The sequence below is a fragment of the Thiomonas sp. genome, from assembly GCF_034007205.1.
GTDB lineage: Bacteria > Pseudomonadota > Gammaproteobacteria > Burkholderiales > Burkholderiaceae_C > Thiomonas.
Genome location: NZ_JAVERI010000016.1, coordinates 19440 through 46236 on the forward strand (window position 1 = coordinate 19440; position 26797 = coordinate 46236).

Here is a 26797-nt window from a genome sequence, read left to right on the forward strand (position 1 = left end):
ACACAAATCCGGCAGCTATCCGCCGCAATCCCTGGTTGGGGGGATTATCAGAGTGGCTCCCGTATACATCAATCCTGTGGTTTGCCCGACCGAAGCGTCTACCCAACGGGTGCAGCAATGCGGCGGGTCTGCTGACGGCGCGCAAGGTGGCTGGGCGGTTCTCCAGCAGACACAAAAGAGCTCGCGCCAAAATCGGTCACAATGCATATTTAGAAGTCATTTCAGGAGCATCGCCATGAACGACGGCTTTCGCCAACGCAACAACACCCTTTTCGACCAGCTCGGCCGCCTGATCGAGCAATCGCCGCTGCACGATGCGCAGCGCAATCTGCGCGCGCTGGCGCATTCCGCAGCGGGGCGGCTCGATCTGGTGACGCGCGACGAGTTCGACGCCACGCAGCGCATGCTGCTGGCGGCGCGCCAGCAGATCGATACCCTCGAAGCCCAGGTGCGCGAATTGCAGGCGCGGCTGGACAGCGGGGCGCAGGCGCCGTCCGCATCGCCCGAAGACGCCTGGCGCTGATCGGCGCATTCGGCATCCATGTCGCTGGCGCAGGTCGCCAGCCGGGCGCTGCTGGGCATGGAAGCGCCGCCGGTCACGGTGGAGGTGCATCTGTCGCCCGGTCTGCCCGGCTTCACCATCGTCGGGCTGCCCGAGGCCGAGGTGCGCGAGGCACGCGACCGGGTGCGCAGCGCGCTCATCAACAGCGGGCTGGGGTTTCCATCGAACAGGCGCATCGTCGTTAATCTGGCGCCGGCCGATCTGCCCAAGGAGTCCGGCCGCTTCGATCTGCCCATCGCCATCGGCCTGCTGGCGGCGCAGGGCTTGATTCCTCCCGAGCGTCTGCGGGGTCACACCTTCGCGGGAGAACTGTCGCTCACCGGGGCGTTGCGGCCCACGCGGGGCGCGCTGGCAATGGCGTGCGCGCTGGGGGCGACGCAGGAAGGCGATGCCGCCGAGTCTCGCCTGGTCTTGCCGCAAGCCAGCGCAGCAGAAGCGGCTCTGGCGCAGGCGGGAACCGTTCTCGGCGCCGACGATCTGCAGCAGGTCGTGGCCTATCTGCTCGAACAGGACGGCGCGGCGCAGCCGGTGACGGCCGCTGCCGTCGAGATTTCGCCTGCCGACGCGCCCGACATGGCCGAGGTGCGGGGCCACAGCGCGGCCAAGCGCGCGCTGGAAATCGCCGCCGCAGGCGGTCATCATGTGCTGATGGTGGGGCCGCCGGGCAGCGGCAAGTCGATGCTGGCGCAGCGCTTTGCCGGGCTGCTGCCGCCCATGACGCGCGAGCAGGCGCTGGAGAGCGCCACGGTGCTCAGTCTGGTGGGGCGCTTCGACCCGGCGCAGTGGGGGCGGCGTTTCGTTCGCAGCCCGCATCACACGGCGTCGGCGGTGGCGCTGGTGGGCGGCGGCGCGGGGACCATTCGCCCGGGCGAAATTTCACTGGCCACGCAGAATATTTTGTTCCTCGATGAGCTCCCCGAGTTCGACCGCGCGGTGCTGGAGAGTCTGCGCGAACCGCTGGAGACCGGGCGCATCCACATTTCCCGCGCGGCGCGTCAGGCCGAATTTCCGGCGCGCTTTCAGCTCATCGCGGCGATGAATCCCTGTCCCTGCGGCTACTTGGGCCATGCCACCAAGGCCTGCCGCTGCACGCCCGATCAGGTGTCGCGGTATCAGGGGCGCGTCTCCGGCCCCTTGCTCGACCGTATCGACATTCAGGTCGAAGTCGGCGCCATTGCGCCCGATGCGCTGCTGCAGATGCCGCAAGGCGAAACCAGCGCGCAGATCGCCGCTCGCGTGGCCGTTGCGGCTGAGCGTCAGCAGGCGCGGCAAGGCAAGCTCAATGCCCGGCTGCAAGGGGCCGAACTGGATGTGCATTGCGCGCTCGACGCCGCCAGCGGCGCCTTTCTGACCCAGGCCATCACCCGGCTGGGCTGGTCGTCCCGCGCGGCGCATCGGGTGCTGCGGCTGGCGCGCACCATCGCCGATCTGGCCGGATCGGAGCACATCGCCCTGCCTCATCTCGCCGAGGCCCTGCAGTTGCGCCGCGCCCTGACGTCGACTTGACAAAAAAAAGCCAGGTGCTTTGCGCACCTGGCTGGAAATGCCCGGATCGGGGGGAGAGTCTGTAGAGCAGACTACCGGGCAACTTGGAGGGCCACAGGATCGAGCATGAACTCAAACCACAGCAGCCCTTGTTCTGTTCAGCAAAAACACAAAAAGTTCAGTCCATTTTGTAACGCTTCATCTTTTCCGTCAATCACGCTCGAACATTGTTGCGGACCCCCGTAAACAGGGGGTGATTGCCGCTTGAAAAATGGCGAGATGACGTTCACCGAATCGGATTGAGTCCGCCGTCGGCGCCGATCTGCACACGCTGACCCACGGGCGGGGCGACCTTGAGCTGCAGGGTCTGCACCTGACCGTTGTCCAGACGCACCTGCACGTTGTAAACCGTCTGCGCATCCACCCGTTTGGCGATTTCGTTGCCGGCGATGCCGCCGCCGATGGCGCCGGCCACGGTGGCCAGCTTGCGTCCGTCACCACCGCCGACCTGATTGCCCAGGATGCCGCCGATGAGACCCCCGGCGATCACACCGACCGGGTTGGTCTGCTGCGACTGTACCTGGACCGGGGTGACCGCGGTCACCGTGCCGCAGTTGTTGCAAACCGGCTGCTGCGGGGCTGCCGGTACGGGCGCGGCTTGCGGTGCGAACTGTTGCGGCTCGAAGGTCTGTGGTGCCATCTGTTGAGCTGAATGCGTCTGCTGCGCCACTGGAACAGGCCGCGGGGCGACCACGCGCTGTTTGACCGCGGGTTGTGGCGCAGGTTCAGGGGTCACCTGTTCGGCAGGCTTGGACGCAGGCGCTGCCGCAAGGGCAGAAACGACTGATGAGGCCGCCGCGGTGTGAGCGAGCGGCGCGCTGGCGGGCTGTGACGCAACGGCCACGGCCACTTCCGGCTTGTTGCCCGAACTGTCGCTGAGTTTGTAAAGCACCGCGGCCAGCAAGGCCACGATCACGGCGCCCATGACGAAAACCGCGATCCAGACGCCTTTGCCCGTCGTAGCCGGAACTTGCGGAGGAATGGATGACATATTGCTCTCCCGAGAGTCTGATGAAGTATGGCCTATTCAACGCGCAGGTCGCCAGTTTGACGACAGCCGCCCGAAGCGCAGGGTATCAGCCGCCGCTGGCTTGCAGCGCCTGGTCGAGATCGCCGATCAGATCATGCACATTTTCGATGCCGATGGACAGTCTCACCATGTCTTCGCTCACCCCGGCGGCCTGCAGTTCCAGCGGGTTGAGCTGGCGGTGCGTGGTCGTGGCCGGATGGCAGGCAAGCGACTTGCAGTCGCCGATGTTGACCAGCCGGGTGATCAGCTTGAGCGCGTCCTGAAAGCGCGCTCCGGCCTCGCGGCCCCCCTTGACGCCGAAGCTCAGTATGCCCGAGGCGCGGCCTTGCATCAGCCGCTGGGCGACATCATGATCGGGATGATCGACCAGCCCGGCGTAGCGTACCCAGGCCACGCGCGGATGTTTCTGCAGATGCGTGGCGATGTGCAGCGTGTTGGCGCAGATGCGGTCCATGCGCAGCGGCAGGGTTTCGATGCCCTGCAGAATGAGAAAGGCGTTGAGCGGCGACAGCGCCGCGCCCATATTGCGCAGCGGCACCACGCGGGCGCGGGCGATGAACGCGGCCGTGCCGAACTGCTGCGTGTAGCTCACGCCGTGATAGCTCACGTCGGGCTCGACCAGCAGCTTGAAGCGCTCGGCGTGCGCCGCCCAATCGAACTTGCCCGAATCGACGATGGCGCCGCCCACGCTGTTGCCGTGGCCGCCGAGGTATTTGGTGAGCGAGTGCACCACGATGTCCGCGCCGTGCTCGAACGGGCGGCAAAGATAGGGCGAGGGCACGGTGTTGTCGACGATCAGCGGCACGCCGGCGGCATGCGCCACCGCCGCGAGCGCGCCGATATCGGTCACATTGCCCAGCGGATTGCCGATGGTTTCGCAGAACACTGCGCGGGTGCGGTGGTCGATCAGCCGGGCGAAGCTCTCCGGGTCGCGCGGATCGGCGAAACGCACCTCCAGCCCCTGCCGCGGGAAGGTGTGGGCGAACAGGTTGTAGGTGCCGCCATACAGACGGCTGCTGGAGACGATGTTGTCGCCCGCCTCGGCCAGCGTCTGGATAGCCGCGGTGATCGCCGCCATGCCCGAGGCCAGCGTCAGCGCCGCCACGCCGCCTTCGAGCGCGGCGACGCGCTTTTCCAGCACGTCGTTGGTCGGGTTCATCATGCGGGTGTAGATATTGCCCGCCACCTTCAGGTCGAACAGGTCGGCGCCGTGCTGGGTGTCGTCGAAGGCGTAAGACACCGTCTGGTAAATGGGCACCGCCACCGAGCGGGTCACGGGATCGGGGTTGTAGCCCGCGTGGACGGCGAGCGTTTCGAATTTCATGGGGGGTCTCCTTTGGCGATGTTTGACAAGCGTCAAGCCTACCGATCTCTGTCGACGGTTTCAAAGAATCCTTTGTTGGAAGGATATGCACGCAGGATATGCATGCACGCGCGTTTCATTCCAGTGCGGCAGCGGGCTGGGCGGCGGACGAGGCTGGCATCGGCTGCCCGCGCTGCTGGGCCTGGAAATAGGCCGACGGCGTGGCGCCCAGCGCCTGGCGGAAGGTCTTGATGAACGCGCTCACGCTGTCGTACCCCAGCGACAGCGCCACGTCCTTGACCGCTCGCCCGGTGGCCAGCCATTCCAGCGCCTGGGTCAGCCGCGCCCACTGACGCCATTGGGCAAAGCTCATGCCGGTCTCCAGCATGAACTTGCGGCTGAGTGTGCGCGGGCTGATTTCGGCCCAGCGCGCCCACTGCTCCAGGGTGCGCGCGCTGGCGATGTCGTCGAGCAGGGCGCGGGCGATGCCGAGCAGCCGGGCGTCCTGCGGCCAGGGCAATTGCAGCGGGCGGGCGGGAGATTGGCGCAATTCGTCGAGCAGGACCAGCAGCAGACGCATGCGGGTGAGGTCGAGCGGGGTGCCGTGTGGCCAGCTCAACGCCTTTTGCAGGATCAGCGCCACCAGCGGGTTCACCGGATAGCTCGTCGGCTCGGCCGGCAGGTCGCCGCAGAATTGGGGCGTGAGAAAGGCGCCGCAACCCGCGGTCGGCCCGTAAGACTGCACGGCGTGTTCCACGCCAGGTGGCATCCAGCCTATGGTTTGCGAGGGCGAAAGCTGGCGGCCCTGCGCGGTCTCCACGATGACCAGCCCCTCGGTGAGCAGAAACAGTGTGCCGCGGGCGTGGCAATGGGTTTGCGGGTCCATGGCCAGCGGATTGCGCACATTCACCGCGATCAGCTCGGCTCCGCCCAGATGGTTGATGCGGTCGAGCAGCTCGGCCTTGCTGCATTCACATTCAGTTGACGTTAGCGCGGATTGAGGCATATTGGCGTGTTTGCGATATTCATTGGCATAGTAAAGCAACCCGGCCATATCGTTTTCCCCTAGCATGCGTTGCGTTCGCCTCATGCTGTCGGGGGGAACGCACCCGGCAGAAATCGCAAGCGCCTCTTAGAATCAGTCGCTATTTTGAGCCGCTTGCTCCCTGCCCAGGGACGCTTGAGTGGTGCAGTTCATTCGGTTTTCTCCCCCGCTGTCCTTCCGTCTTTCCGGACCCGCCCTATGCAGAATTTGCCCGCGACCCCTCGCGCTGTTTGGATTGCCCTCGGCTTTGCCCTGCTGGGCGGCTGCACCACGGTCGGCCCCGACTTCCATGCGCCCAAGGCGCCCGCGGTGCAGCAGTACACCCGCGAGGCGCTGCCCGTGCAGACCGCCTCGGCCCCCGGGTCGATGGGGGGTGCGCAGCGCTTGCGGACGGTCGAGCGCATCGCGCCCGACTGGTGGCGGGTGTATGGCTCGTCCCGTCTCGATGGGCTGGTGGACTCGGCGCTGCGCAGCAGCCCGACTCTGGCTGCCGCCGAAGCCACTTTGCGCCAGGCGCAGCAGACCTACCAGGCCCAGGCCGGTTCCACGCTCTATCCCACGGTCAACGGCAATCTGGGCGCCAACCGCAACCAGACCAATTCTTCCAGTTTCGGCCAGAGCAGCAACACGAGCAATATCTATAACCTGTATAACGCCAGCGTCGCCGTCGGCTACAACCTCGACCTGTTCGGCGGCAATCGCCGCGCGCTCGAAGCGCTCGCGGCGCAGGCCAGCTATCAGCAGTACCAGCTCGACGGCGCCCGCCTGACCCTTGCGGCCAACGTGGTTACGGCAGCCTTTACCCAGGCGCAGCTCGGCGCGCAGATCGACGCCACCGAGGCCATTCTGAAAGCGCAGCAGGACCAGCTCGACATCGCCCGCAAGCGCTTTGCCCTGGGCGCGGCGGCGCGCAGCGACGTGCTGACGCTGCAGACGCAGGTGGAGCAAACGCGCGCCAGCCTGCCCCCGCTGCGCAACAGTCTGGAGCAGACCGATCACCTGCTGGCCGTGCTGCTGGGTCAGGCGCCGGGCGCGGCCGACATTCCCCGCTTCACACTGGCCGACTTCACCCTGCCGCAAACCCTGCCGATGGTCGTGCCTTCCGCCCTGGTGCAGCAGCGGCCCGACATCCAGGCCAGCCAGGCCCTGCTGCACGCCGCAACGGCGCAATACGGCGTGGCGATTTCCAAGCTCTATCCGCAGATCAACCTCAGCGCCAGTCTGGGCACACAGGCGCTGACCACGGGCGCCTTGTTCGGGCCGGGGTCGGCGGTGTGGTCTTTGGCCGGCAGTCTGGCGCAACCCTTGTTCAACGCCGGGCTGAAGGCGGGCGCCAATGCCGCCGAAGCCAGCCTGCAGGCCGCGGGGGCCAACTATCAGCAAACCGTATTGCAGGCCTTGCGCAATGTTGCTGATGCCCTGCGTGCGCTGGACAACGACGCGCAGACGCTGCAGGCCCAGGCCGCCGCCGATGCGTCGGCGCAGGAGTCGCTCAAGCTCGTCGAGCAGCAATACCTGCTCGGCGCAGCCAGCTATCTGCAGTTGCTCACCGCGCAGCAGCAGGCGCAGCAGACCCGCATCGGCCTGATCTCGGCACAGGCGCAGCGTCTGGCCGACAGCGCAGCGCTCTATCAGGCCATGGGCGGCGGGGTGCTGGGTGACCACAGCGCACCCGTCGCCGCGGCGTCGGCCAGCCAGTGAACCGACGACAAGCCGCCCCGTTTTCCCGATCAGGCACCCTACAAAAACCAGCACACGGAGTTCACAGATGACCCAAGGCACCACCAAGCGCATGATCATCATGCTCATCATCGCCGCCGTCCTGATCGGGGGCGTGGCCTGGTTCCAGCAGTTCAAGGGCACCATGATCGCCAAGGCGATCAAGGGCATGTCCAACCCGCCGCAGACGGTTTCGACCATCGTGGCGCAGGAGTCGTCGTGGCAGCCGACGGTGGAGGCGCTGGGCAATCTGCACGCCAGTCAGCAGACCTCGTTGAGCCCGCAGATCGGGGGGATGGTCACCGCCATTCACTTCCGCTCCGGCGAAAAGGTGACCAAGGGGCAGATGCTGGCGCAGGTCAACGACGCGCAGCAGCGGGCGCAACTGGCGCAACTGCAGGCGCAGGTGGGGCAGTTGCAGGCCCAGCTCGATCTGGCGCAGATCAACCTCAGGCGCGATGAGGCGCAGATCAAGGTGCAGGCCGTCAGTCAGGCCGTGGTCGACAGCGACCGCTCCACCGTCGCCAGCCTGCAGGCCCAGCTCAAGGCGCTGGGTGAACAGATCAACGCGCAAAAGGCGGTGATCGCGCAGGCGAAGATCACCGCGCCGTTTTCGGGCGTGCTGGGCATACGCAGAATCAACCTCGGCCAGTACCTGGCGCCAGGTACGGAGGCGGTGACGCTGCAGGCGCTCGATCCGATGGACATCGACTTCACTGTGCCGCAGAGCCAGATCGATCTGGTGCATGTGGGCATGACGGCGCAAGTCACCACCAATGCGGTGCCAGGCAAAACCTTCGAGGCCAGGGTCATTGCGATCGAGCCGCAGGTGAACACGGCCACGCGCAACCTTACGGTGCGCGCCCGCATCCCCAACCCCAAGGGCGAACTGTTGCCCGGCGTGTTCGCCACGGTGCGGCTGACCGACGGCGCGCCGCGCAACTACATCACCCTGCCCAATGCGGCCGTTGCCTACAACCCGTATGGCGCCACGGTCTTTCTGGTCAAGGATGAAGGCAAGGGGCCGGATGGCAAGCCCAGGCTGGTGGCCGAGCAGCGCTTCATCACCACCGGCCTGACGCGCGGAGATCAGGTGGCCATCGTCAGCGGGCTCAAGGTGGGCGAGACCGTGGTCACCGCCGGCCAGCTCAAGCTGCGCAATGGCACGCCGGTGCTCATCAACAACAGCGTGCAGCCGGCCGACAACCCCAACCCGCAAGTGCCCAACTCCTGAACCGGCCAGAGCGCGATGAACAAGAAATTCACAGACATTTTCATTGATCGCCCGGTGCTGGCCATTGTGGTCAGCCTGGTGATCCTGGTGCTGGGCCTGCGCTCGGTGGGCCTGCTGCCGGTGCTGCAGTACCCCTACACGCAGAACGCGGTCGTGACCATCACCACTTCGTACCCCGGCGCCGACGCCAATCTGGTGGCCAGTTTCATCACCACGCCGCTGGAAAACGCCATCGCGCAGGCCAACGGCATCGACTACATGACGTCGAGCAGCGTGCAGGGCGTCAGCACCATCACCGCCAACCTGCGGCTGAACTACGACCCCGACAAGGCGCTCACCGAAATCAACACCAAGGTCAATTCGGTGCTCAACCAGTTGCCACCGCAGTCGCAGACGCCGGTGCTCAGCGTGTCCATCGGCCAGACCATCGACGCGATGTACATCGGCTTCTACAGCGATGTGCTCAAGCCGAACCAGATCACCGACTACCTGATCCGCGCGGTGCAGCCCAGGCTGCAGGCCGTCGAAGGCGTGCAGACGGCGGAGATCCTGGGGGCCAAGAACTTCGCGCTGCGCGCCTGGCTCGACCCGAACAAGCTCGCCGCCTTCGGCCTCACCGCCGCCGACGTGTATTCGGCGCTTGCGGCCAACAACTACCTCTCGGCCAGCGGCAGCACCAAGGGCCAGATGGTGCAGATCAATGTGTCGGCCAATACCGATCTGAAGTCGCTTGAGGGCTTCCGCAACATGGTGGTCAAGACGGTGGGCGGCCAGGTGGTGCGGCTCGATCAGGTGGCCAACGTCACCCTCGGTTCGGACGACTACGACAGCTCGGTGGCCTTCGACGGCAAGTCGTCGGTGTTCATCGGCATCCAGGTGGCGCCTGGCGCCAACCTGCTCGACGTCGTCGCCCGGGTGCGCAAGGTCTTCCCCGACATCCAGCAGCAACTGCCCTCCGGATTGAAGGGGCAGATCGTGTACGACTCGACCAAGTTCGTCAATTCCTCGATCGACGAGGTCATCAAGACCCTGGTCGAAGCGGTGCTCATCGTCACCGTCGTGGTGTTCGTTTTCCTCGGTTCGCTGCGCTCGGTCGTCATTCCGCTGGTGGCGATCCCGCTGTCGATCGTCGGCACCTTCACCATCATGCTGGCGCTGGGCTACTCGATCAACCTGCTCACCCTGCTGTCCATCGTGCTGGCCATCGGACTGGTGGTGGACGACGCCATCATCGTGGTCGAGAACATCAGCCGCCACCTCGAGGAAGGCATGCCGCGGCATGACGCCGCGGTGCGCGCCGCGCGCGAACTGGCCAACCCCATCATCGCCATGACCATCGTGCTCGTGGCGGTGTATGTGCCCATCGGCTTCATGGGCGGGCTCACCGGCGCGCTGTTCACCGAGTTCGCCTTCACGCTGGTGGGTACCGTGGTGATTTCGGCGATCATCGCGCTGACGCTGTCGCCGATGATGTGCTCGAAGTTGCTCAAGGCGCCCGACCCGCAGAGCCATAGCTGGCAGGACCGGCTGGTGCTGTTCCTCGACCACAGCTTCGACCGTCTGCACAAGCGCTACGAGCGTACCCTGCACGGCTCGCTCAACTTTCTGCCGGTGACCGTGGTGATGGCCGTCATCATCCTGGGTTCCATCTATTTCCTCTACTCCACCTCCAAGTCGGAGCTGGCGCCGCAGGAAGACCAGGGTGTGCTCGTCTCCCTGTCCTACAACAACCCCACGGCCACGCTCGACCAGCGCGCGCTCTATGCCAAGCAGGTCTACGACGTGTTCAAGACCTTCCCGGAAACCGACCATGTGTTCCAGCTCAACACTCCCAGCCAGGTGATCGGCGGCATGGTGCTCAAACCGTGGAACGAGCGCAAGAAGACTGCGACCGATCTCCAGCCGGTGCTGCAACAAAAGCTCAACCACATCGCCGGCAGCCAGATCGCGGTGTTCCAGCCGCCGCCGTTGCCGGGCTCGCGCGGCTTGCCGATCCAGTTCGTCATCACCACCACCGAACCGGTGAACAAGCTCTACGCGGTGTCGCAGCAATTCCTTCAAGACGCGCTGAAAACCGGCAAGTTCATTTTCCTGCAGTCCGACCTGCGCATCGACCTGCCGCAGACCCGCATTCACATCGACCGCGATATGGCCGCGCAGCTCGGCCTGACCATGCAGGACATTGGCTCGGCGCTGTCGGCCATGCTCGGCGGCGGCTACGTCAACTTTTTCGAGCTCCACGGCCGCTCCTACAAGGTCATCCCGCAGGTCGAGCAGAAGTACCGCCTCAACGCAGATCAGTTGAAGCACTACTACATCCGCACGGCCAGTGGCGCGATGGTGCCGCTGTCCACCGTGGTGCACCTGACCTCGAGCGTGCAGCCCGAGACCATCAACCACTTCCAACAGGCCAACTCCGCGACGATCCAGGGCGTGTCCCTGCCCACCATCGCGCAGGGCCAGGCGCTGAACGATCTGGTGGCGCTGGCCAAGCGCACCCTGCCGACGGGTTACAGCTACGACTTCGCCGGGCCGTCGCGCCAGTTCGAGCAGGAAAGCGGTGGGCTGGTGCTGACCTTCGGCTTTGCCCTGATCATCATCTTCCTGGCGCTGGCCGCGCAGTTCGAGAGCTTCCGCGATCCGGTCATCATCCTGGTGTCGGTGCCGATGGCGATCTCCGGGGCGCTGCTGTTCATCAACCTCGGCATCGGCCACGCCACCCTCAATATCTACACCGAGGTCGGACTGGTCACGCTCATCGGCCTGATTTCCAAGCACGGCATCCTGATCGTCGAGTTCGCCAACAATATGCAGCGCGCCGGGATGAGCAAGCGTGAAGCCATCGAGCACGCCGCGGGCATGCGGCTGCGGCCCATCCTGATGACCACTGCGGCCATGGTGCTCGGCGTCATGCCACTGATCCTGGCCTCTGGCGCGGGCGCGGTCAGCCGCTTCAACATGGGCTTGGTCATCGCCACCGGCCTGGCCATCGGCACGCTGTTCACCCTGTTCGTCGTGCCCGCGATGTATATGCTGCTGGGCGCCGATCACAGCCACGAAGCCCGCGCCCAGGCGCTGCGCGAGGCCGAGGCGGCGGAGCGCGCTGGCCATCTGCCGCCGCCACCGGCGGCTGCGGAATCAGGCAACCCGGGCTGAGCCCGCAATCGACAGCCAAGGCCCGGCCGAACGGCACGGGCCATTGCATTGCGGCTCAGGCGACTGCCTGCACCGCGACAGCTTCCAGCGGCCGACCGGCTCTGCGTTCCCAGTCGGCCTTCTGGTCCGGGCCGACGGGGCCGACGTTGAAGTATTGCGCCTCGGGGTGGGCGAAGTAAAAGCCGCTCACGCTGGCCGCGGGCAGCATGGCCCAGCTTTCGGTCAGCGTCATGCCGATGTCCTGCGCCTGCAGCGCGGCGAACATCTCGGCTTTCACCGAGTGCTCGGGGCAGGCCGGATAGCCCGGCGCCGGGCGGATGCCGCGATACTTCTCGGCGATCAATTCCGCATTGCTCAAGGATTCTTCAGGCGCATACGCCCAGAACTCGGTGCGCACGCGCTGGTGCATGCGCTCTGCCAGTGCCTCGGCCAGGCGGTCTGCCAGCGACTTGAGCAGGATGGCGGAATAGTCGTCGAGGTCGGCGAGAAAGGCTTTTTCCTTCGCTTCGACACCGATACCTGCGGTGACCGCGAACAGGCCGATGTAATCGGCGGCGACGCCTTTGGGCGCGATGAAGTCGGCCAGCGCGCGGTTGGGGCGGGGCACGCCATCGACAACCGGACGCTCGGTCTGCTGACGCAGCCCATGCCACACCATCAGCTCGGTGCTGCGGCTCTCGTCGGTGTAGATCGCGATGTCGTCATCGTTCACGCTGTTGGCCGGCCACAGACCGATGACGGCATGCGCCGTGAGCCAGCGGCCTTCGATCAAGCGCTTGAGCATGCGCTGCGCGTCGCTGTACACCCGGCGGGCCGATTCGCCCACGATGTCGTCGGTGAGAATATCGGGAAACCTGCCCGCCAGATCCCAGGTCCGGAAAAACGGCGCCCAGTCGATGCGGGCGGCGATTTCGCCCAGGTCGTAGTTGCGGAACACCCGGCGGCCGATGAACTTGGGCACGGGCGGCTGGTAGGCCGACCAGTCGATGCGGGCCTTGTTCGCCCGCGCCTTTTCCAGCGGCACCAGGGGCGTGACGCGCTTGCCCGCGTGCAGGACGCGCACCTTCTCGTAGTCGGCCTCGATCTCGGCGATATAGGCCGCAGCCTGCTCGGACAGCAGGTTCTGCGCCACACCCACGCTGCGCGAGGCGTCGGGCACATAGACCACCGGCCCGTCGTAGTGGGGCGAGATTTTCACGGCGGTATGCACCCGGCTGGTCGTGGCGCCGCCGATGAGCAGCGGCAATTTGCGGCTGCGAAAATAATCGTCACGCTGCATTTCCGCGGCCACGTGCTGCATTTCTTCCAGACTCGGGGTGATGAGGCCCGACAGCCCGATGAGGTCGGCGCCTTCCTCGCGCGCCTTGGCCAATATGTCCTTGGCCGGCACCATCACGCCCATGTTCACCACTTCGAAGTTGTTGCACTGAAGCACCACGGTGACGATGTTCTTGCCGATGTCGTGCACGTCACCTTTCACCGTGGCGATGACGATCTTGCCCTTGGCGCGCACGTCGCAGCCGGCGGCCTCCATCTCTTTTTTCTCGGCCTCGATATAGGGCAGCAGGTGGGCGACGGCCTGCTTCATCACCCGCGCGCTTTTCACCACTTGCGGCAGGAACATCTTGCCCGCGCCGAACAGATCGCCGACGACGTTCATGCCGTCCATCAACGGGCCTTCGATGACGTGCAGCGGCCGCCCGCCCTCCGCGCGGATCGCCTGCCAGACCTCCTCGGTGTCTTCGACGATGAAGTCGGTGATGCCGTGCACCAGCGCGTGGCTGAGGCGCTGGCGCAACGGCAGTTCGCGCCAGGCCAGCCGCGCGGTATCGTCCTTGGCGGCGCCTTTCACCGCTTCGGCCACTTCGAGCAGGCGCTCGGTGGCGTCGGGGCGGCGGTTGAGCACCACGTCTTCGACGCGCTCGCGCAGCGCGGGGTCGAGGTCGTCGTACACACCGATCTGCCCGGCGTTGACGATGCCCATGTCCATACCGGCGCGAATGGCGTGGTAGAGGAACACGGTGTGGATGGCCGCGCGCACCGGCTCGTTGCCGCGGAAGCTGAACGACACGTTGGATACGCCACCCGACACTTTGGCGCCGGGCAGGTTCTGCTTGATCCAGCGCGTGGCCTCGATGAAATCGACCGCGTAGTTGTCGTGTTCCTCGATGCCGGTGGCGATGGCGAAGATGTTGGGATCGAAAATGATGTCCTCGGGCGGAAACCCGACCTGCTCGACCAGGATGCGATAGGCCCGCGCGCAGATGTCGATCTTGCGCTGATAGGTATCGGCCTGCCCCTGCTCGTCGAACGCCATGACCACGGTGGCCGCGCCGTAGCGGCGCAGCAGGCGCGCCTGGCGAATGAACTCGGCCTCGCCCTCCTTCATGGAGATGGAGTTCACCACGGCCTTGCCCTGCACGCAGCGCAGCCCGGCCTCGATCACGCTCCACTTGGAGCTGTCGATCATCACCGGCACGCGGGCGATGTCGGGCTCGCTGGCCAGCAGATTGAGAAAGCGCACCATCGCCGCCTTGCTGTCGAGCATGGCCTCGTCCATATTGACGTCGATGATCTGCGCGCCGTTCTCGACCTGTTGCCGCGCGACGGCCAGCGCCTTGTCGTACTCGCCCGCGAGGATCATGCGGGCGAAGGCCTTGGAGCCGGTCACATTGGTGCGCTCGCCGATATTGACGAACAGCGAGCCGGGGCCGATGGCCAGCGGTTCCAGGCCGGAGAGTTGCAATGGAGGCAGGGCGGGGGTGGGCGGGTTTGGCGGCATGGGGATTTGATGGGTTGTCAGCCTTCGTCGCCGCGCGGGAGAAGAAGGGATGAGCGCCGTTAAGACCCCAAGCCTGACACCCGACGCACACTGCGCGCAGGCGCTGCAACGCTCCTTGGAGGAAAGTATTGTAAATATCTGAATGTGTGCGGCGCATCGGGCCTACCATGCGTTTGTGACCCAACGCCTCACCATGCCAGACCGACGCCCTTCCAGCCGAACCGACCATGCGACCTGGGCACCGCGCATCGCGCAATTGCTGCTGCGCCAGCCCGGCCATCGCCTCACTGCGGAGGATGCGGTCCTCATCGCCAACCAGATGCAGGTGCGCTGGATACAGGCGGGCACGTGCTTCATCCGGCAGGACGATGACACGCACGATGGCACCATCCTGATGCTGCTCTACGGCGAAGTCAGCGTGGAAAAAGCGCCGCAGCACCAGGGCGACAGTCTGGTGGTGTCCATCGCCAAGGCCGGGCAGATGTTCGGAGAGATGGGCGTGCTGCTCAATGCGCCGCGCAGTGCCAGTTGCGTGGCCTATTCCGACGTGGCGCTGGCCGAACTCGGCCGCGATGCGCTGGAGCGATTGGTTGCGGAGCATCCCGCAGCTGCGGCGCGGCTGGCGCTGGGCATCGCCAGCCGCCTGGCCGAGCATCTGCGCGACACCTCGAACAAGCTCGCCTCGATGTCGCGTCTGGTCAGCGCCATGCACCCGGCCATCCGCGCACAGGCGCTGGGGCCGAAGTCGGGCTTTTCCCCCAGCCAACTGGCCGATCCGACGGACCGGGACTGAAGTTCAAAGCCGCCCCACGGCTTGCGCCGCCAGCCAGCTCACCACGCTGGCGAGCAGGAACACCAGAAATCCGATGTTGTTCTCCATCCCCAGCCGCTCGGTGAAGAACCGGCGCAGGCCATAGACGGCGAAGGGGTAGATGATGAGAGAGACGAAAAATCCGGCCACGGCAAGCGTCCTGAAACTCAGGTATTCATTGTGTCGCGTCTGGCGGGACCAAGGTGTGTGAGACTGTAAAAGCGCGCCGGTAAACGAAAATCGACGGCGATGGCGGGTTGCGCCAAAAGTTTTCTCTGCAGCTTCGATGGTGAATGCCACAACTCGATAGGGCTCGAACATGAACCCGGATGGATCAGAACTGAGTCCAGCCGCCACGCTGGACTGGCAGTGGCTGGGCCGGCAGGACTATCTGCCCATCTGGCAGGCCATGCGCGCGCTGACCGAGGCGCGCACCGCGGCGACGCCGGACCAACTCTGGGGCGTGGAGCATCCGCCCGTGTTCACCCAGGGGCAGGCGGGCAAGCCCGAGCATCTGCTCGCCCCGCATGGGTTGCCCGTGGTGCAGACCGATCGCGGCGGGCAGATCACCTATCACGGCCCCGGTCAGGCGGTGGTCTATCTGCTGCTCGACCTTCGCCGTCGCCACTGGATGGTGCGCGAAACCGTGCAACGCATCGAGGAAGCGGTGATCCGCACCCTGGCGCGATGGGAGATCGACGGCCTGCGCCGTCCCGGTGCGCCGGGCATCTACCTCGCAACGGGCGAGAAAATCTCGGCCCTCGGGCTCAAGGTGCGCAACGGCTGCACCTATCACGGCGTGGCCATCAACGTGGCGATGGATCTGCAGCCGTTTGGCTGGATCAACCCCTGCGGCTATGCCGGGCTGCGCACCCTCGACATGGCCAGTCAGGGCGTGCAGGCCGGCGTGGAACAGGTCGCAGCCGCCTTCGCCGAGGAATTCGGCCTGCTCTGGCAGCGGCAGGGCGGCGGGCCTACCATGAAGCCTTGAGCGTTTTTCGCATCTTGCCTTTTCACCCATGACCTCGCCCACCCCGCCGCTTGCCGACCCCACGATCAAACAGAAAGGGCAGGCCAAGACCGCCCGCATTCCCATCAAGATCGTGCCTGCGGGCGACGCGCCGCTGCGCAAGCCCGACTGGATCCGCGTCAAGGCGGCAGCGCCCTCGTCGCAGTTCTACGCCATCAAAGGCCTGCTGCGCGAGCACAGGCTGGTGACCGTATGCGAAGAGGCCAGTTGTCCCAACATCGGCGAATGCTTCGGCAAGGGCACGGCCACCTTCATGATCATGGGCGACAAATGCACCCGCCGCTGCCCCTTCTGCGACGTCGGCCACGGCCGCCCCGACCCGCTCGACCCGGAGGAGCCCGGCAATCTGGCGCGGGCCATCGCCGCGATGCGGCTGCGCTATGTGGTCATCACCAGCGTGGACCGTGACGACCTGCGCGACGGCGGCGCGCAGCACTTCGTCGATTGCATCCAGACCGTGCGCGCGCTGTCGCCCGCCACGCAGATCGAGGTGCTCGTGCCCGATTTCCGCGGACGGCTCGACAAGGCGCTCGATCTGTTCGCCGCTGGCCTGCCCGACGTGATGAATCACAACCTCGAAACCGTGCCGCGCCTGTACAAACAGGCCCGACCCGGCGCCGACTACGCCCATTCGCTCAAGCTGCTGGCCGATTTCAAGGCGCGCCATCCCGGCATTCCGACCAAGAGCGGGTTGATGGTCGGCCTGGGCGAAACCGACGATGAAATTCTCGACGTGATGCGCGATATGCGCGCGCACGGCATCGACATGCTCACCATCGGCCAGTACCTCGCCCCCACCGGGCACCACCTGCCGGTGGCGCGCTATGTGCACCCTGACACCTTCGCGATGTTCGAGCGCGAGGCGCTGGCGATGGGCTTCACCCACGCCGCCGTGGGCGCGCTGGTGCGCTCCTCGTATCACGCCGATCAGCAGGCGCATGCAGCGGGGGTTTGATTTGCGTTGACGCAGCCGCGTCCGCCCGCGCCTGGGCGACAATCCGCCCATGCATCGTGACACCAAGGGAGATCGCCTGATGAAAGCACCCGCCTACGCGCTTGGCCTGGCCGGGCTCATTCCGTTCATCGCGCTGGGCTTCGCCGCCTGGATCGCGCCGGTGACCTCGCTACTCCCAATTGTAGCGATTCAGGCGCAATACGCCGCGGCGATTCTGGCCTTTCTCGGCGCGCTCTACTGGGGCGCGGCGCTGGCGCTGCCCGAGGCGCAGGTGCAGCGCCCCTGGCTTCTGCTGGGCTGGGGTGTGGTGCTGCCGCTGTGGGCCTGGCGCATGACCTGGGGATTGAGCGTGGCGTACAGCATGACCGGGCTGTTCATTGGTCTGGCCATCGCCTATGCCGCCGATGTGATGCTGCGTAAGCAGCTTCCCTGGCCGTCGTGGTTCCTGCCGCTGCGCCTGTGGCTCACGTTGGGTGCGCTGCTCGGCCTAGGACTGACGCTGGTGCGGCTCTATACCCTCAACCCCGCGGGCTGAGGCAGGTCGCCGATCGGTCGGCCTGCACCGATGCGGCGCAGGCCGCGCACAGACCCTGCACTTCCAGGTGAGCGCGCCGGGCGACAAAACCCGTTGCCGCCACGGCTTGGACGATCGCGGCGTCCACCGCCTCGCTTTGCAGTTCTTGCACCCGGCCACAGCGCTCGCACAGCAGAAAGTGTGCGGCATGCGGGGTGTCGGGGCGCTTGCAGCCGACAAAGGCGTTGAGGCTGTCGACACGGTGGATCAGCCCCTGCTCCAGCAGAAAATCGAGCGCGCGATACACCGTGGGCGGCCTGGCGGCGTGATCCTCGGTGGACAACAGCGCGAGCAGGTCATAGGCCTTGACCGCTTCGGTGCGCGACTGCACCAGCTCCAGCACCCGACGGCGCAGCGGCGTGAGACGCACGCCGCGCGCGGCGCACAGGGCTTCGGCGTGCGACAGGGTATGCTGATCGGGGTGGCCGGGCGCAGTCATGCACGCAAGTATGCACCAAACCATGCGGACGAACGGGATCAGCCCGGTTCCGGCAGATGCCCCACTTTGACGAAAATGGTGCAGCCTTCCCGGCTGAATGGGGCATGCTGGCTCAGGTGCGGGCTGCGCATCCAGGTTCCAGCCGGGTACCGGCCGTGCTCATCCTCGAATACGCCTTCGAGCACATAAATCTCTTCCCCGCCCCAATGCCGGTGCGGAGTGAACACGGTGCCGGGCGCCCATTGCACCAGCGCGGCATGCTCGCCCGCAAAGTCGGACAAAGGCTTGACGCTCAAGCCTTGCACCAGACCCGGCAGCCAGGGCGCCTGATGCGTGTCGATCACCACGCGCTGGATGTCGTCAGGCTGCATATGGCACAGCTTCACCAGCAAGAGGCATCCCTCTTCGGTGAACGGGGCGTGGCGTGAACCGGGAGGGTTTTTCAGATAAGTGCCCGCCGGATAGACGCCCTGTTCGTCGGCAAACGTGCCCCCCAGCACCAGAATTTCCTCGCCCAGCGGGTGGGTGTGCGCGGCAAAGCGCGAACCCGGCGCGTAGCGCACCAGCGAGGTGGCCCGTCCGGCTTCGCCGCCATCACGTTCGATCAGTTTGCGCTGCACGCCGACTGCGGGCGAGTCCACCCAGGGCAGGGCGGCGGTATCCACCACTTCGGCGCGGGAGAAGTCGACTCTCAGCGGCAAAGCGGTTGGGGGGTCGAGCACGGCATTCATGGCGAGATCTGTTTGGTGGGCAGAATCAGCAGTTCCTGCGGGTTGACATGCGGCGGCTGGGCAAAGGCGTAGAGCAGCGCCTGGGCGATGTCCTCCGCGTGCAGCGCTTCGATGGCATCGCGCCGCGCCTTCATCTGTTCGGGCGGAACATTGTGACCCCAGTCGGTGTAAACCGCTCCGGGCTCGATCAGCGATACCCGGATGCCTTGCGGCCCCAGTTCCTTGCGCAGCGCGTCGTGCAGACCCACCACGGCAAACTTGGTGGCGTTGTATACCGCCCAGCCTTCGATGCCGCGCCGCCCGCCCACGCTGGAAACCGTGTTGATCATCGCGCCGGGTCGACCGCGCAGCAGCGGTATCGCCGCCCTTGTGCAATACAGCACGCCCCAGAGGTTGGCATCGATGGTGGCCTTCCATTCGTCGGTGCGGCCGTGCTCGAATGCACCGTGATAACCCACGCCCGCATTGTTGAACAACAAGTCCAGGCCGCCGAACCGGGTTTTGACCGTTTCGAACAATTGCTGCACCTGGGCTTCGTCGCCCACGTCGGTGGCGACCACGAGAGCGCGCTTGCCCAGTTCTTCGGACAGGGCATGAAGCTTGTCCGCAGAGCGGGCCGCGAGAACGACGGACATGCCCTCATTCACCAGCGCGCGAGCGGCGGCGGCACCGATGCCGCTGGATGCGCCGGTGATGACGGCGACCTGATCTTTCAGCGAACGGATGTGCATGGAGGTCTCTTTTCGTTGAGTTGTTGAAAACCGAATCCTAGGCCCGTAGTTCAGCATGGGGCAGGCAAGCGCCAAATCCACACGAGCGCCGTGCGGGCATGCGGATGGGTGAGCAGAAAAGTATCCTCATATTAGGTATGCTCGCCTGCGAATCCTCGGCAAACGTCAATGGCCGAGGGGGTTCATCTGCACCGTGTCCGCAATATTCCGGGCTCAATTTGAGCCAAAATGAAAACAGCCGCCCTGCGGCGGCTGTTGGTGGGGCAACGCTTGCTCAGCTCAGCGCTTCGTACAGCGGCAGGGTAAGAAACTCGGTGAATTCCGCGCCGGTGGCCATGCGCTCGAAAATCTGCGCGGCCTGGTCAAACCGGCCTGCAGCGCCAGTGGCTTTCACGCGGGCCAGTTCCTCGGGAATGAGCGCACGCACCATCTCCGCGCTGACCTTGCGGCCGTCGTCGAGCACGCCCTTGGGGCTGTGAATCCACTGCCACACCTGGCTGCGCGAGATTTCGGCGGTGGCCGCGTCTTCCATCAGGTTGTGGATGGGCACCGCGCCGCTGCCCGACAACCAGGCGCCGAGGTAGTGGATGCCGACGTTGATGTTGTTGCGCAGCCCGGCCTCGGTGATGGGCGATTCGGGGCGGAAGTCCAGCAGGTCGCTGGCCGTCACCTGCACATCGTCGCGGGTCTTGCCGATCTGGTTGGGCGCATCGCCGAGCACGGCGACGAATTCCTCCATCGCCACTTGCACCAGCCCCGGGTGCGCGACCCAGCCGCCGTCGTAGCCGTCGGTGGCATCGCGGCGCTTGTCCATGCGGATGCCTTCCATCGCCTTGGCGTTTTTCTCGGGATCGTTCTTGATTGGGATGAGCGCGCTCATGCCGCCGATGGCGGGCGCCCCGCGCTTGTGGCAGGTCTTGAGCAGCAACAGGGCGTAGGCGCGCATGAAGGGCACCGTCATGGTGATCTGCGCGCGGTCGGCCAGACAGAAGTTGCGGTCCACCTTGAACTTCTTGATCGCGCTGAAGATGTAATCCCAGCGGCCGGCGTTCAGCCCCGCGCTGTGCTCGCGCAGTTCAAACAGGATTTCGTCCATCTCGAACGCGGCGAGGATGGTCTCGATCAGCACCGTGGCGCGGATTGTGCCCTGCGGCAGGCCGAGTTCCTGCTGCGCCAGCACGAACACCTCGTTCCACAGCCGCGCTTCCAGATGGCCCTCCATCTTGGGCAGGTAAAAGTAAGGGCCGGCGCCGCGGGCGACCAGCTCGTGGGCGTTGTGGAACAAAAAAAGGCCGAAGTCGAACAGACTGCCGCTCACGCGCTGGCCGTCCACCAGCATGTGTTTTTCGTCGAGGTGCCAGCCGCGCGGGCGCACCTGCAGCGTGGCGATGGTGTCGTTCAATCGATAGGTCTTGCCGTTCTGCTCCAGGCGGATGGTGCGGCGGATGGCATCGAACAGGTTGATCTGGCCTTCGATCTGGTTGTCCCAGTTCGGCGTGTTGGCGTCCTCGAAGTCGGCCATATAGCTGTCGGCGCCGGAGTTCAAGGCGTTGATGATCATCTTGCGGTCCACCGGGCCGGTGATTTCCACGCGGCGGCGCTGCAGGGCCTTGGGCAGGGGGGCGATGGTCCAGTCGCCCTCGCGCACGGCCTGGGTCTGTGCGAGGAAGTCGGGTTTTTCCCCGGCGTCCAGGCGGGCGGTGCGGGCCTTGCGTGCGGCCAGCAGGGCCTGACGGCGCGGCTCGAAAGCGCGGTGCAACTGGGCGACGAAAGCCAGCGCGTCTGGGGTGAGGATGCGGTCGAAGCCCGGTTGCAGCGGGGCGTTCAGCGTGACGCCCTGAGGGGCGGAAGCGGTTGTCATCTGGCGATCTCCGTGAGTTTGATGTGGGTGGATTGCGTCAGCCATCCCGCAGCGGATTGCGCAGCGGCTGGCAGACGCCCATCTTTTTGGGATCCATAGAGTTTATGCTGCGCTGCGACACAAATCCAACTGGGCAGCCCGCGATTTCCATCTCTGAAAGTTGCTACATTGATGACTTCCACGGCGGTAATTGAGCGCGGATATGGACAAACTCAAACAGTTGGAGACCTTTGTCGCGGTGGCGACCAAGGGCAGTCTGACCGCGGCAGCGCATGCCGAAGGCGTGGCGCCAGCCATCATCGGTCGCCGCATCGATGCCCTGGAAGCCCGGCTGGGCGTCAAGCTGCTGCTGCGCACCACCCGGCGCATCAGCCTGACCGATGAAGGCAGCGCCTTTCTCGAAGACTGCCAGCGTCTGCTCGCCGATCTGCAGAACGCCGAAGCCAGCGTGAGCGCGGGCGGAGTCAAGGCCAGCGGCCATCTGCGCATCACCGCCCCGGCGGGATTCGGCCGCCGCCACATCGCGCCGCTGATCCCCGGTTTTCTCGACCTGCACCCCGAAGTCACGCTGTCGCTCGACCTCACCGACCGCCTGGTCGATCTGGTCAACGAGGGCTACGACTGCGCGGTGCGCGTGGGCGATCTGGCCGACTCCTCGCTGGTCAGCCTGCGGTTGGCCGACAACCGGCGCGTGTGCGTGGCTGCACCGAGCTATCTGCAGCGCCACGGCGCCCCAGTCACACCGGCCGACCTCACCCGTCACGCCTGTCTGGCGTATTCATCCGTGAGCAGCCAGCCGCGCGGCTGGATGTTTCAGGACGATGGGCAGATCATGCATGTGCGGGTGTCGGGCCGGATGGACTGCACCGATGGCGCCGTGCTGCACCAATGGTGTCTCGAAGGCCGGGGCATCGCCTGGCGTTCGCTGTGGGAGGTGGGTGCCAGTCTGGAGGAGGGCAAGCTCGTGGCCATCCTCGAAGACTACGCTGCGCCGCCCAACGGCATTTTTGCGGTGTTCACCCAGCGCAAGCACCAGCCCTTGCGGCTGCGCCTGTGGCTGGACTATTTGAAACACCACTTCGCCCAGCCGCAGCGGGCGTCGGGGGCAAAGTGAAATTCAGGCCTGCCGCGCCAGCAAGTCGTCGATGAGCTGATGCAGTTCGGCGAAGTTGGGCGGGCCGACATACTGCTTGACGATGCGGCCCGACTTGTCGATGAGAAAGCTCGTCGGCGTCAGGCGCACATCCCTGAACGCCTTGGCGGTCTGCCCGCTGGCATCGAAGGCCACGGTGAACGGGAGTTGGCGCTGCTGCACGAAGTTGTGCACAAAATTGGGGTTGTCATAGCTCATGGCCACTGCGACGAGGTCGAAACCCTTGGGGTGGAGCAGGTCATAGGTTTTGACCAGTTCGGGCATTTCTCCCACGCAAGTGGTGCAGCTCGTCGCCCAGAAATTCACCAGCAGCACCTTGCCGCGATACGCCGACAGATCGACCGTCTTGCCGTCGAGCAGGCTGAAGCTCGCATTGGGCGCCTCGGGTTGCTGATTCAGCGCCGACCAGCCGAGATAGCCGCCGACAGCCAGAACGGCCAGCACGATGACGGCGATGAGCGATTTGGACAGGGACTTCATGGGGGAGCCTAAAAAGGAATTCGGTGCGAATGCAGAAAACAAATTTTAGGCCGCACAGACGTGGCCGCATGCAACCCCGCGCGCATCGTGGCAATCCCGGGCATTGCGGGTATTCAATACGGCAGTTTGATCGGCTGGCCGAGCGCCCAGTTGCGCTGCCAGTCGGCCAGATAGCGCGCGGCCAGCTCGGGGGCGTTCCACACCACCAGCACATTTTCGGCATTGCGATGCGCGGCGGAGTAGGTGTAGTTGAAGCTGCCGGTCTGCACCGTGCGCCGGTCGATCACCATGTATTTGTCGTGAAAGATGGGATAGACGTCGATCTGGCGCACCGCGATGCCGGCATTGCGCAGAATGCCCAGCGCGTGCCGCGCGTAGCGGGCGTCCTCGTCGAAATTGGCTTTCCAGTCCACCAGCACCTGTACCTGCACGCCGCGCTTTCTGGCCTGCACCAGCGCCCGGGCCACATCGGACGAGGTGAACAGATAAGCGGCCACGTGGATGCTGCTCTGCGCCCGGGAGATGGTTTGCAGCACCAGCGTCAGCGCGCCGTCCGAAGGGGAGAAAGCGCTGGAGATGTGGACCCCCACGCTCGCTTGCGCTCGCTGCCCCCCGAGGGGGCTTCCCCCGCCTTGAGGCGGCTCTGCGGCGGGGGAGTTGACCCCCACGCTCGCTTGCGCTCGCTGCCCCCCGAGGGGGCCATCCCCACCCCGGCCCTCCCCACAAGTGGGGAGGGAGTGATCGCTCCTCCCCCACGGCGTGGGGGAGGTTGGGAGGGGGAGATGCCCGCCTTGAGGCGGCTCTGCGGCGGGGGAGGTGGTCTGCGCTGGCAGGGCAAGAGTTTGAGGCGTGCGTGCCTGCACCGGCAGCGCGCAGGCCAGGCCGGCGAGCACGAGGCCAAGCATTGCGCGCCAGCGCAGGGCGTTGGGCAGATTCATGGCGAGATCAAGCCAAAAGTCGGGGACGAAAAAAGACCCGGCGGCTGCCGGGTCTGCGCCATGTGCCGCGGGCCTTGCAACCCGCAGCGCGATCAGGCCTTACCGATCAGGCCTTACCTTACTTCAAATGCGCGCTGACCAGTTTGGTCATCTCGAACATGCTGACTTGATCCTTGCCAAAAATCGGCTTGAGTTTGATGTCGGCGTTGATCATGCGCTTGTTCGCGGCATCTTGCAGCCCGTTCGCCTTGATGTATTCCCACAGTTTTTTCACGACTTCAGTGCGCGGCATCGGGTCGGCGCCGACGACGGCGGCCAGATGCACTGAAGGGGCGAGCGGTTTCATGAACGCCGCGCTGGGTTGACGGGTGGTTTTGGCGGCGGTCGCTTTTTTTGCCGCGGGTTTTGCAGTGGCCATATCGAGTGCACTCCGAGAAGTTGAGCTTGTTTCCACTGGCGCGTCAGCGGGCCATTAGGGGCCGCTGCGCGCCTTGCAGATTCACTGTTGTCATGAGGGTTGTCACGAACGCGTCGAGCCGATTCCTAGGAGCCTGTCGGACTTGAGGATCGCGGGCTGCAAAAGGGCGGTGCGGCGCCCTGCGGCAGCGGCTTTGCCCCATAGCTTCGGCTATGGGGCTGCAAATCCGCCGCCACATGGCATCCACACGGCCCTTTTCCGCCTTCCGCGCCCCAAGTCCGACAGGCTCCTAGCCTTGCGGGTCTGTGCATGATGCGCCCCGATCGGCGCCATCGTGCCGGAGGATCGTGCTCAACCAGCCGCATATTAAGCCGAGCGCGCAGCCGTCCGACGCGGTCTGTGCGTTTTTTTTGCGTTTGGTGCGTTGTTTTGTTGTCCTGTTGGCGCCAGACGGACAGGTCGGGGGCCTTGGCCAGGCTCTGCAGCTTTGATTGCTTTTGCTTACACTGCCCCCGCCATTTGGCCCACCTTTGTTCCGCTCAGTTGTTCAATCCAGCCAGGAGTCTGTTCCATGAACCCAGCCTCATTGCATCCCAAAAAGCTTTTTGCCGCCGTGCTTGCCTGTGGTCTGCTGGCCAGCGTGCCGGCTCAGGCGCAGTTTGCCAAACCAGAAGACGCTGTGAAGTATCGCCAGTCCGCTTTCACCGTGATGGCGGCGAGCTTCGGTCGCATCGGCGCCATGGTGCAGGGCAAGGCGCCGTTCGATGCCAAGGCCGCGCTGCAGAACGCCGAAGTCGTGGCCTTCATGTCGCATCTGCCGTGGCAGGCCTTCGGCCCGGGCACCGATCTGCCCGACTCGCATGCCAAGCCAGAACTCTGGAAAGAGATGGACAAGTTCAAGGCCGATGCCGACAAGCTGCAGGAATTGACCCCCAAGCTGGTGGCCGCCGCCAAGACCGGCAAGCTCGACGAGATCAAAGTGGTGTTCGGCGAAACCGCCAAGACCTGCAAGTCCTGCCACGACGCGTTCCGCGAAGAGCTTTGACGGTCTTGCACCCGTGCACAAACCCGCCGCCGGCGGGTTTGTTTTTTCAGAGGTTCAACACGCCCTCGGTCAGCGGACGCACCTGGGTCTGCGAAAAGACGTCGCCAAGATGCGCGATGGCGGTGTCGATCTGTTCGGGCGTGGCCGTGGCATAGGACAGGCGCAGGGTGTTGCGCGGGGCCGTGCCTGCAGCGTAGAACGCCGTACCCGGCACATAGGCCACCTTGCGCGCTAGGGCCAGGGGCAGCAGCGCCGTGGCGTCTGCGCCTTCCGGCAGAGACAGCCAGATGAACATGCCGCCCTGAGGCGCCTCCCAGCGCACGGTCTCGGGCATGTGGCGTTCGAGAGCGGCGAGCATGGCGTCGCGTTGGCTGCGGTAGAGCGCGCGGATGCGCGGCAGTTGCGCATCCAGCAGTCGGCCTTCAAGCACCTTGAGCACCAGGCGCTGCGTCAGACTGGAGGTCTGCAGGTCGGCGGCCTGACGCGCCTGCGCCATCTTGGCAATCACCTCCTGCGGCCCATGCACATAACCCAGACGCAGCCCGGGAGACAGCACTTTGGAAAAGGTGCCCAGCAGGATGCTCTGGCCGGGAAGCTGCGCCGCCAGTGGCGCGGGCGGCGGGCCGTCGAACCACAGCTCGCCGTAGGGGTTGTCTTCCACCAGGGCGATCGGGCGGTCTTGCAAGGCGCGCGCCCATTGCGCCCGGCGCGCGGCGGTCAGGGTCTGTCCGGTGGGATTGCGGAAGTTGGGCTGCAGATAGACCATGCGCGCGTCGCGATGCGCCGGGGCGTTCAGCGTCGGCAGCGCGCCCTGGGCATCGTCGTCCAGATCGGCAAAGCATGGACCGTAAGGCGCGAAGGCCTGCAGCGCGCCAAGGTAAGTCGGGCGCTCCACCAGCACGGTGCTCCCGGGGTCGATCAACACCCGCCCCACGAGATCGAGGCCTTGCTGCGAGCCGCTGGTGATGAGCACTTCGTCGGCCTGTGCCGCGATGCCCTGTTCGCGCAATTGCGCGGCCACCCACTCGCGCAAAGGGGCGATGCCTTCGCTCGGGCCGTATTGCAGCGCGCCCTGGGCCTGCGTGTCGAACACCTCGGCGCAGGCAGCGCGCAGCGCGTCCACCGGAAAGCTGCCAGCCGCGGGCAGGCCGCCGGCCAGAGAGATGATGCCGGGCTGCTCGATGAGCTTGAGCAGATCGCGAATGGGGGAGGTGGTGTATTGCGCGCTGCGCTGCGACAAAGTGAGGGCCATATA

Annotated in this window: 24 protein-coding genes and 1 riboswitch; of the genes, 11 read left to right on the plus strand and 13 right to left on the minus strand. The window is 65.5% G+C overall.

The features are described from left to right. Positions 1–235: 235 nt before the first annotated feature. Complete coding sequence (locus tag RBR52_RS12655; RefSeq protein WP_320377636.1) at positions 236–523, plus strand: accessory factor UbiK family protein; 288 nt, start codon at positions 236–238, stop codon at positions 521–523. 18 nt (positions 524–541) lie between these two features. Next, a complete protein-coding gene (locus RBR52_RS12660; protein ID WP_320377637.1) occupies positions 542–2068 on the plus strand; it encodes a YifB family Mg chelatase-like AAA ATPase in 1527 nt (508 codons plus the stop codon). 265 nt (positions 2069–2333) lie between these two features. Here RBR52_RS12660 and RBR52_RS12665 read toward each other — a convergent pair whose 3' ends face one another. The 3 genes from RBR52_RS12665 to RBR52_RS12675 form a co-directional block, all read right to left on the minus strand. Further along, positions 2334–3098, minus strand: coding sequence for a glycine zipper 2TM domain-containing protein (locus RBR52_RS12665; RefSeq protein WP_320377638.1), 765 nt, complete (start codon positions 3096–3098; stop codon positions 2334–2336). Between the two features lie 85 nt (positions 3099–3183). Beyond that, positions 3184–4461, minus strand: coding sequence for an O-acetylhomoserine aminocarboxypropyltransferase/cysteine synthase family protein (locus RBR52_RS12670; RefSeq protein ID WP_320377639.1), 1278 nt, complete (start codon positions 4459–4461; stop codon positions 3184–3186). 115 nt (positions 4462–4576) lie between these two features. Continuing rightward, positions 4577–5494, minus strand: coding sequence for a helix-turn-helix transcriptional regulator (locus RBR52_RS12675; RefSeq protein WP_320377640.1), 918 nt, complete (start codon positions 5492–5494; stop codon positions 4577–4579). Between the two features lie 189 nt (positions 5495–5683). Between RBR52_RS12675 and RBR52_RS12680 the strand changes: the two genes are divergently transcribed. The 3 genes from RBR52_RS12680 (at position 5684) to RBR52_RS12690 (ending at position 11594) form a co-directional block, all read left to right on the plus strand. Beyond that, entirely contained in the window at positions 5684–7186 is a 1503-nt protein-coding gene (locus tag RBR52_RS12680; protein WP_320377641.1) for an efflux transporter outer membrane subunit, read from the plus strand. Between the two features lie 67 nt (positions 7187–7253). After that, on the plus strand, positions 7254–8438 hold the full coding sequence (locus tag RBR52_RS12685; RefSeq protein WP_320377642.1) for an efflux RND transporter periplasmic adaptor subunit: 1185 nt from the start codon (positions 7254–7256) through the stop codon (positions 8436–8438). 15 nt (positions 8439–8453) lie between these two features. Then, a complete protein-coding gene (locus RBR52_RS12690) occupies positions 8454–11594 on the plus strand; it encodes an efflux RND transporter permease subunit (RefSeq protein ID WP_320377643.1) in 3141 nt (1046 codons plus the stop codon). A gap of 55 nt (positions 11595–11649) precedes the next feature. On the opposite strand, the gene metH is transcribed toward RBR52_RS12690, so the two are convergent. Continuing rightward, positions 11650–14376: a methionine synthase gene (gene metH / locus RBR52_RS12695; protein ID WP_320377644.1), complete on the minus strand. Its 2727-nt coding sequence runs from the start codon at positions 14374–14376 to the stop codon at positions 11650–11652. A 44-nt stretch (positions 14377–14420) separates the two neighbouring features. After that, a riboswitch (S-adenosyl-L-homocysteine riboswitch) is annotated at positions 14421–14497 on the minus strand. Between the two features lie 72 nt (positions 14498–14569). Between metH and RBR52_RS12700 the strand changes: the two genes are divergently transcribed. After that, entirely contained in the window at positions 14570–15169 is a 600-nt protein-coding gene (locus RBR52_RS12700) for a cyclic nucleotide-binding domain-containing protein (RefSeq protein WP_320377645.1), read from the plus strand. Between the two features lie 3 nt (positions 15170–15172). Here the strand turns inward: RBR52_RS12700 and RBR52_RS12705 are convergent, their stop codons facing one another. Next, positions 15173–15337, minus strand: coding sequence for a hypothetical protein (locus RBR52_RS12705; RefSeq protein WP_320377646.1), 165 nt, complete (start codon positions 15335–15337; stop codon positions 15173–15175). A gap of 169 nt (positions 15338–15506) precedes the next feature. On the opposite strand from RBR52_RS12705, the gene lipB reads away from it, so the two are divergent. The 3 genes from lipB to RBR52_RS12720 are packed head-to-tail and all read left to right on the plus strand — an operon-like array spanning position 15507 to position 17707. After that, positions 15507–16178, plus strand: a complete 672-nt coding sequence (lipB, locus tag RBR52_RS12710) for a lipoyl(octanoyl) transferase LipB (RefSeq protein WP_320377647.1) — start codon at positions 15507–15509, stop codon at positions 16176–16178. 28 nt (positions 16179–16206) lie between these two features. Continuing rightward, positions 16207–17172 carry a lipoyl synthase gene (gene lipA / locus RBR52_RS12715; RefSeq protein WP_320377648.1) on the plus strand — a complete coding sequence of 322 codons (966 nt, stop codon included), beginning with the start codon at positions 16207–16209 and terminating at the stop codon, positions 17170–17172. 49 nt (positions 17173–17221) lie between these two features. Further along, the gene (locus RBR52_RS12720; RefSeq protein WP_320377649.1) at positions 17222–17707 is read left to right on the plus strand and encodes a DUF3429 domain-containing protein; all 486 of its coding nucleotides are present in this window, start codon (positions 17222–17224) and stop codon (positions 17705–17707) included. Here the strand turns inward: RBR52_RS12720 and RBR52_RS12725 are convergent. The 4 genes from RBR52_RS12725 to aceB all read right to left on the minus strand — a co-directional run bounded on the left by RBR52_RS12725 (position 17691) and on the right by aceB (position 21508). After that, a complete protein-coding gene (locus tag RBR52_RS12725) occupies positions 17691–18185 on the minus strand; it encodes a transcriptional repressor (RefSeq protein WP_320377650.1) in 495 nt (164 codons plus the stop codon). The genes RBR52_RS12720 and RBR52_RS12725 overlap by 17 nt on opposite strands. 38 nt (positions 18186–18223) lie before the next feature. Then, positions 18224–18916 carry a cupin domain-containing protein gene (locus RBR52_RS12730; RefSeq protein ID WP_320377651.1) on the minus strand — a complete coding sequence of 231 codons (693 nt, stop codon included), beginning with the start codon at positions 18914–18916 and terminating at the stop codon, positions 18224–18226. Further along, positions 18913–19647, minus strand: a complete 735-nt coding sequence (locus tag RBR52_RS12735; protein ID WP_320377652.1) for an SDR family oxidoreductase — start codon at positions 19645–19647, stop codon at positions 18913–18915. The genes RBR52_RS12730 and RBR52_RS12735 overlap by 4 nt, the downstream gene beginning before the upstream one ends. A gap of 274 nt (positions 19648–19921) precedes the next feature. After that, positions 19922–21508, minus strand: a complete 1587-nt coding sequence (gene aceB / locus RBR52_RS12740) for a malate synthase A (protein WP_320377653.1) — start codon at positions 21506–21508, stop codon at positions 19922–19924. 202 nt (positions 21509–21710) lie between these two features. Between aceB and RBR52_RS12745 the strand changes: the two genes are divergently transcribed. Continuing rightward, the gene (locus tag RBR52_RS12745) at positions 21711–22622 is read left to right on the plus strand and encodes a LysR family transcriptional regulator (protein WP_320377654.1); all 912 of its coding nucleotides are present in this window, start codon (positions 21711–21713) and stop codon (positions 22620–22622) included. Between the two features lie 3 nt (positions 22623–22625). Here the strand turns inward: RBR52_RS12745 and RBR52_RS12750 are convergent, their stop codons facing one another. The 3 genes from RBR52_RS12750 to RBR52_RS12760 form a co-directional block, all read right to left on the minus strand. Next, positions 22626–23141, minus strand: coding sequence for a TlpA disulfide reductase family protein (locus tag RBR52_RS12750; RefSeq protein WP_320377655.1), 516 nt, complete (start codon positions 23139–23141; stop codon positions 22626–22628). A gap of 113 nt (positions 23142–23254) precedes the next feature. Next, the gene (locus RBR52_RS15460) at positions 23255–23731 is read right to left on the minus strand and encodes a phospholipase D family protein (RefSeq protein ID WP_413818328.1); all 477 of its coding nucleotides are present in this window, start codon (positions 23729–23731) and stop codon (positions 23255–23257) included. A gap of 466 nt (positions 23732–24197) precedes the next feature. Further along, positions 24198–24425 carry an SWIB/MDM2 domain-containing protein gene (locus RBR52_RS12760; protein ID WP_320377657.1) on the minus strand — a complete coding sequence of 76 codons (228 nt, stop codon included), beginning with the start codon at positions 24423–24425 and terminating at the stop codon, positions 24198–24200. Positions 24426–25068: 643 nt separating this feature from the next. Here RBR52_RS12760 and RBR52_RS12765 point away from each other — a divergent pair. Continuing rightward, on the plus strand, positions 25069–25542 hold the full coding sequence (locus RBR52_RS12765; RefSeq protein ID WP_320377658.1) for a cytochrome c: 474 nt from the start codon (positions 25069–25071) through the stop codon (positions 25540–25542). 46 nt (positions 25543–25588) lie between these two features. Here the strand turns inward: RBR52_RS12765 and RBR52_RS12770 are convergent, their stop codons facing one another. Next, positions 25589–26794: a PLP-dependent aminotransferase family protein gene (locus tag RBR52_RS12770; protein ID WP_320377659.1), complete on the minus strand. Its 1206-nt coding sequence runs from the start codon at positions 26792–26794 to the stop codon at positions 25589–25591. Between the last annotated feature and the right edge of the window lie 3 nt (positions 26795–26797).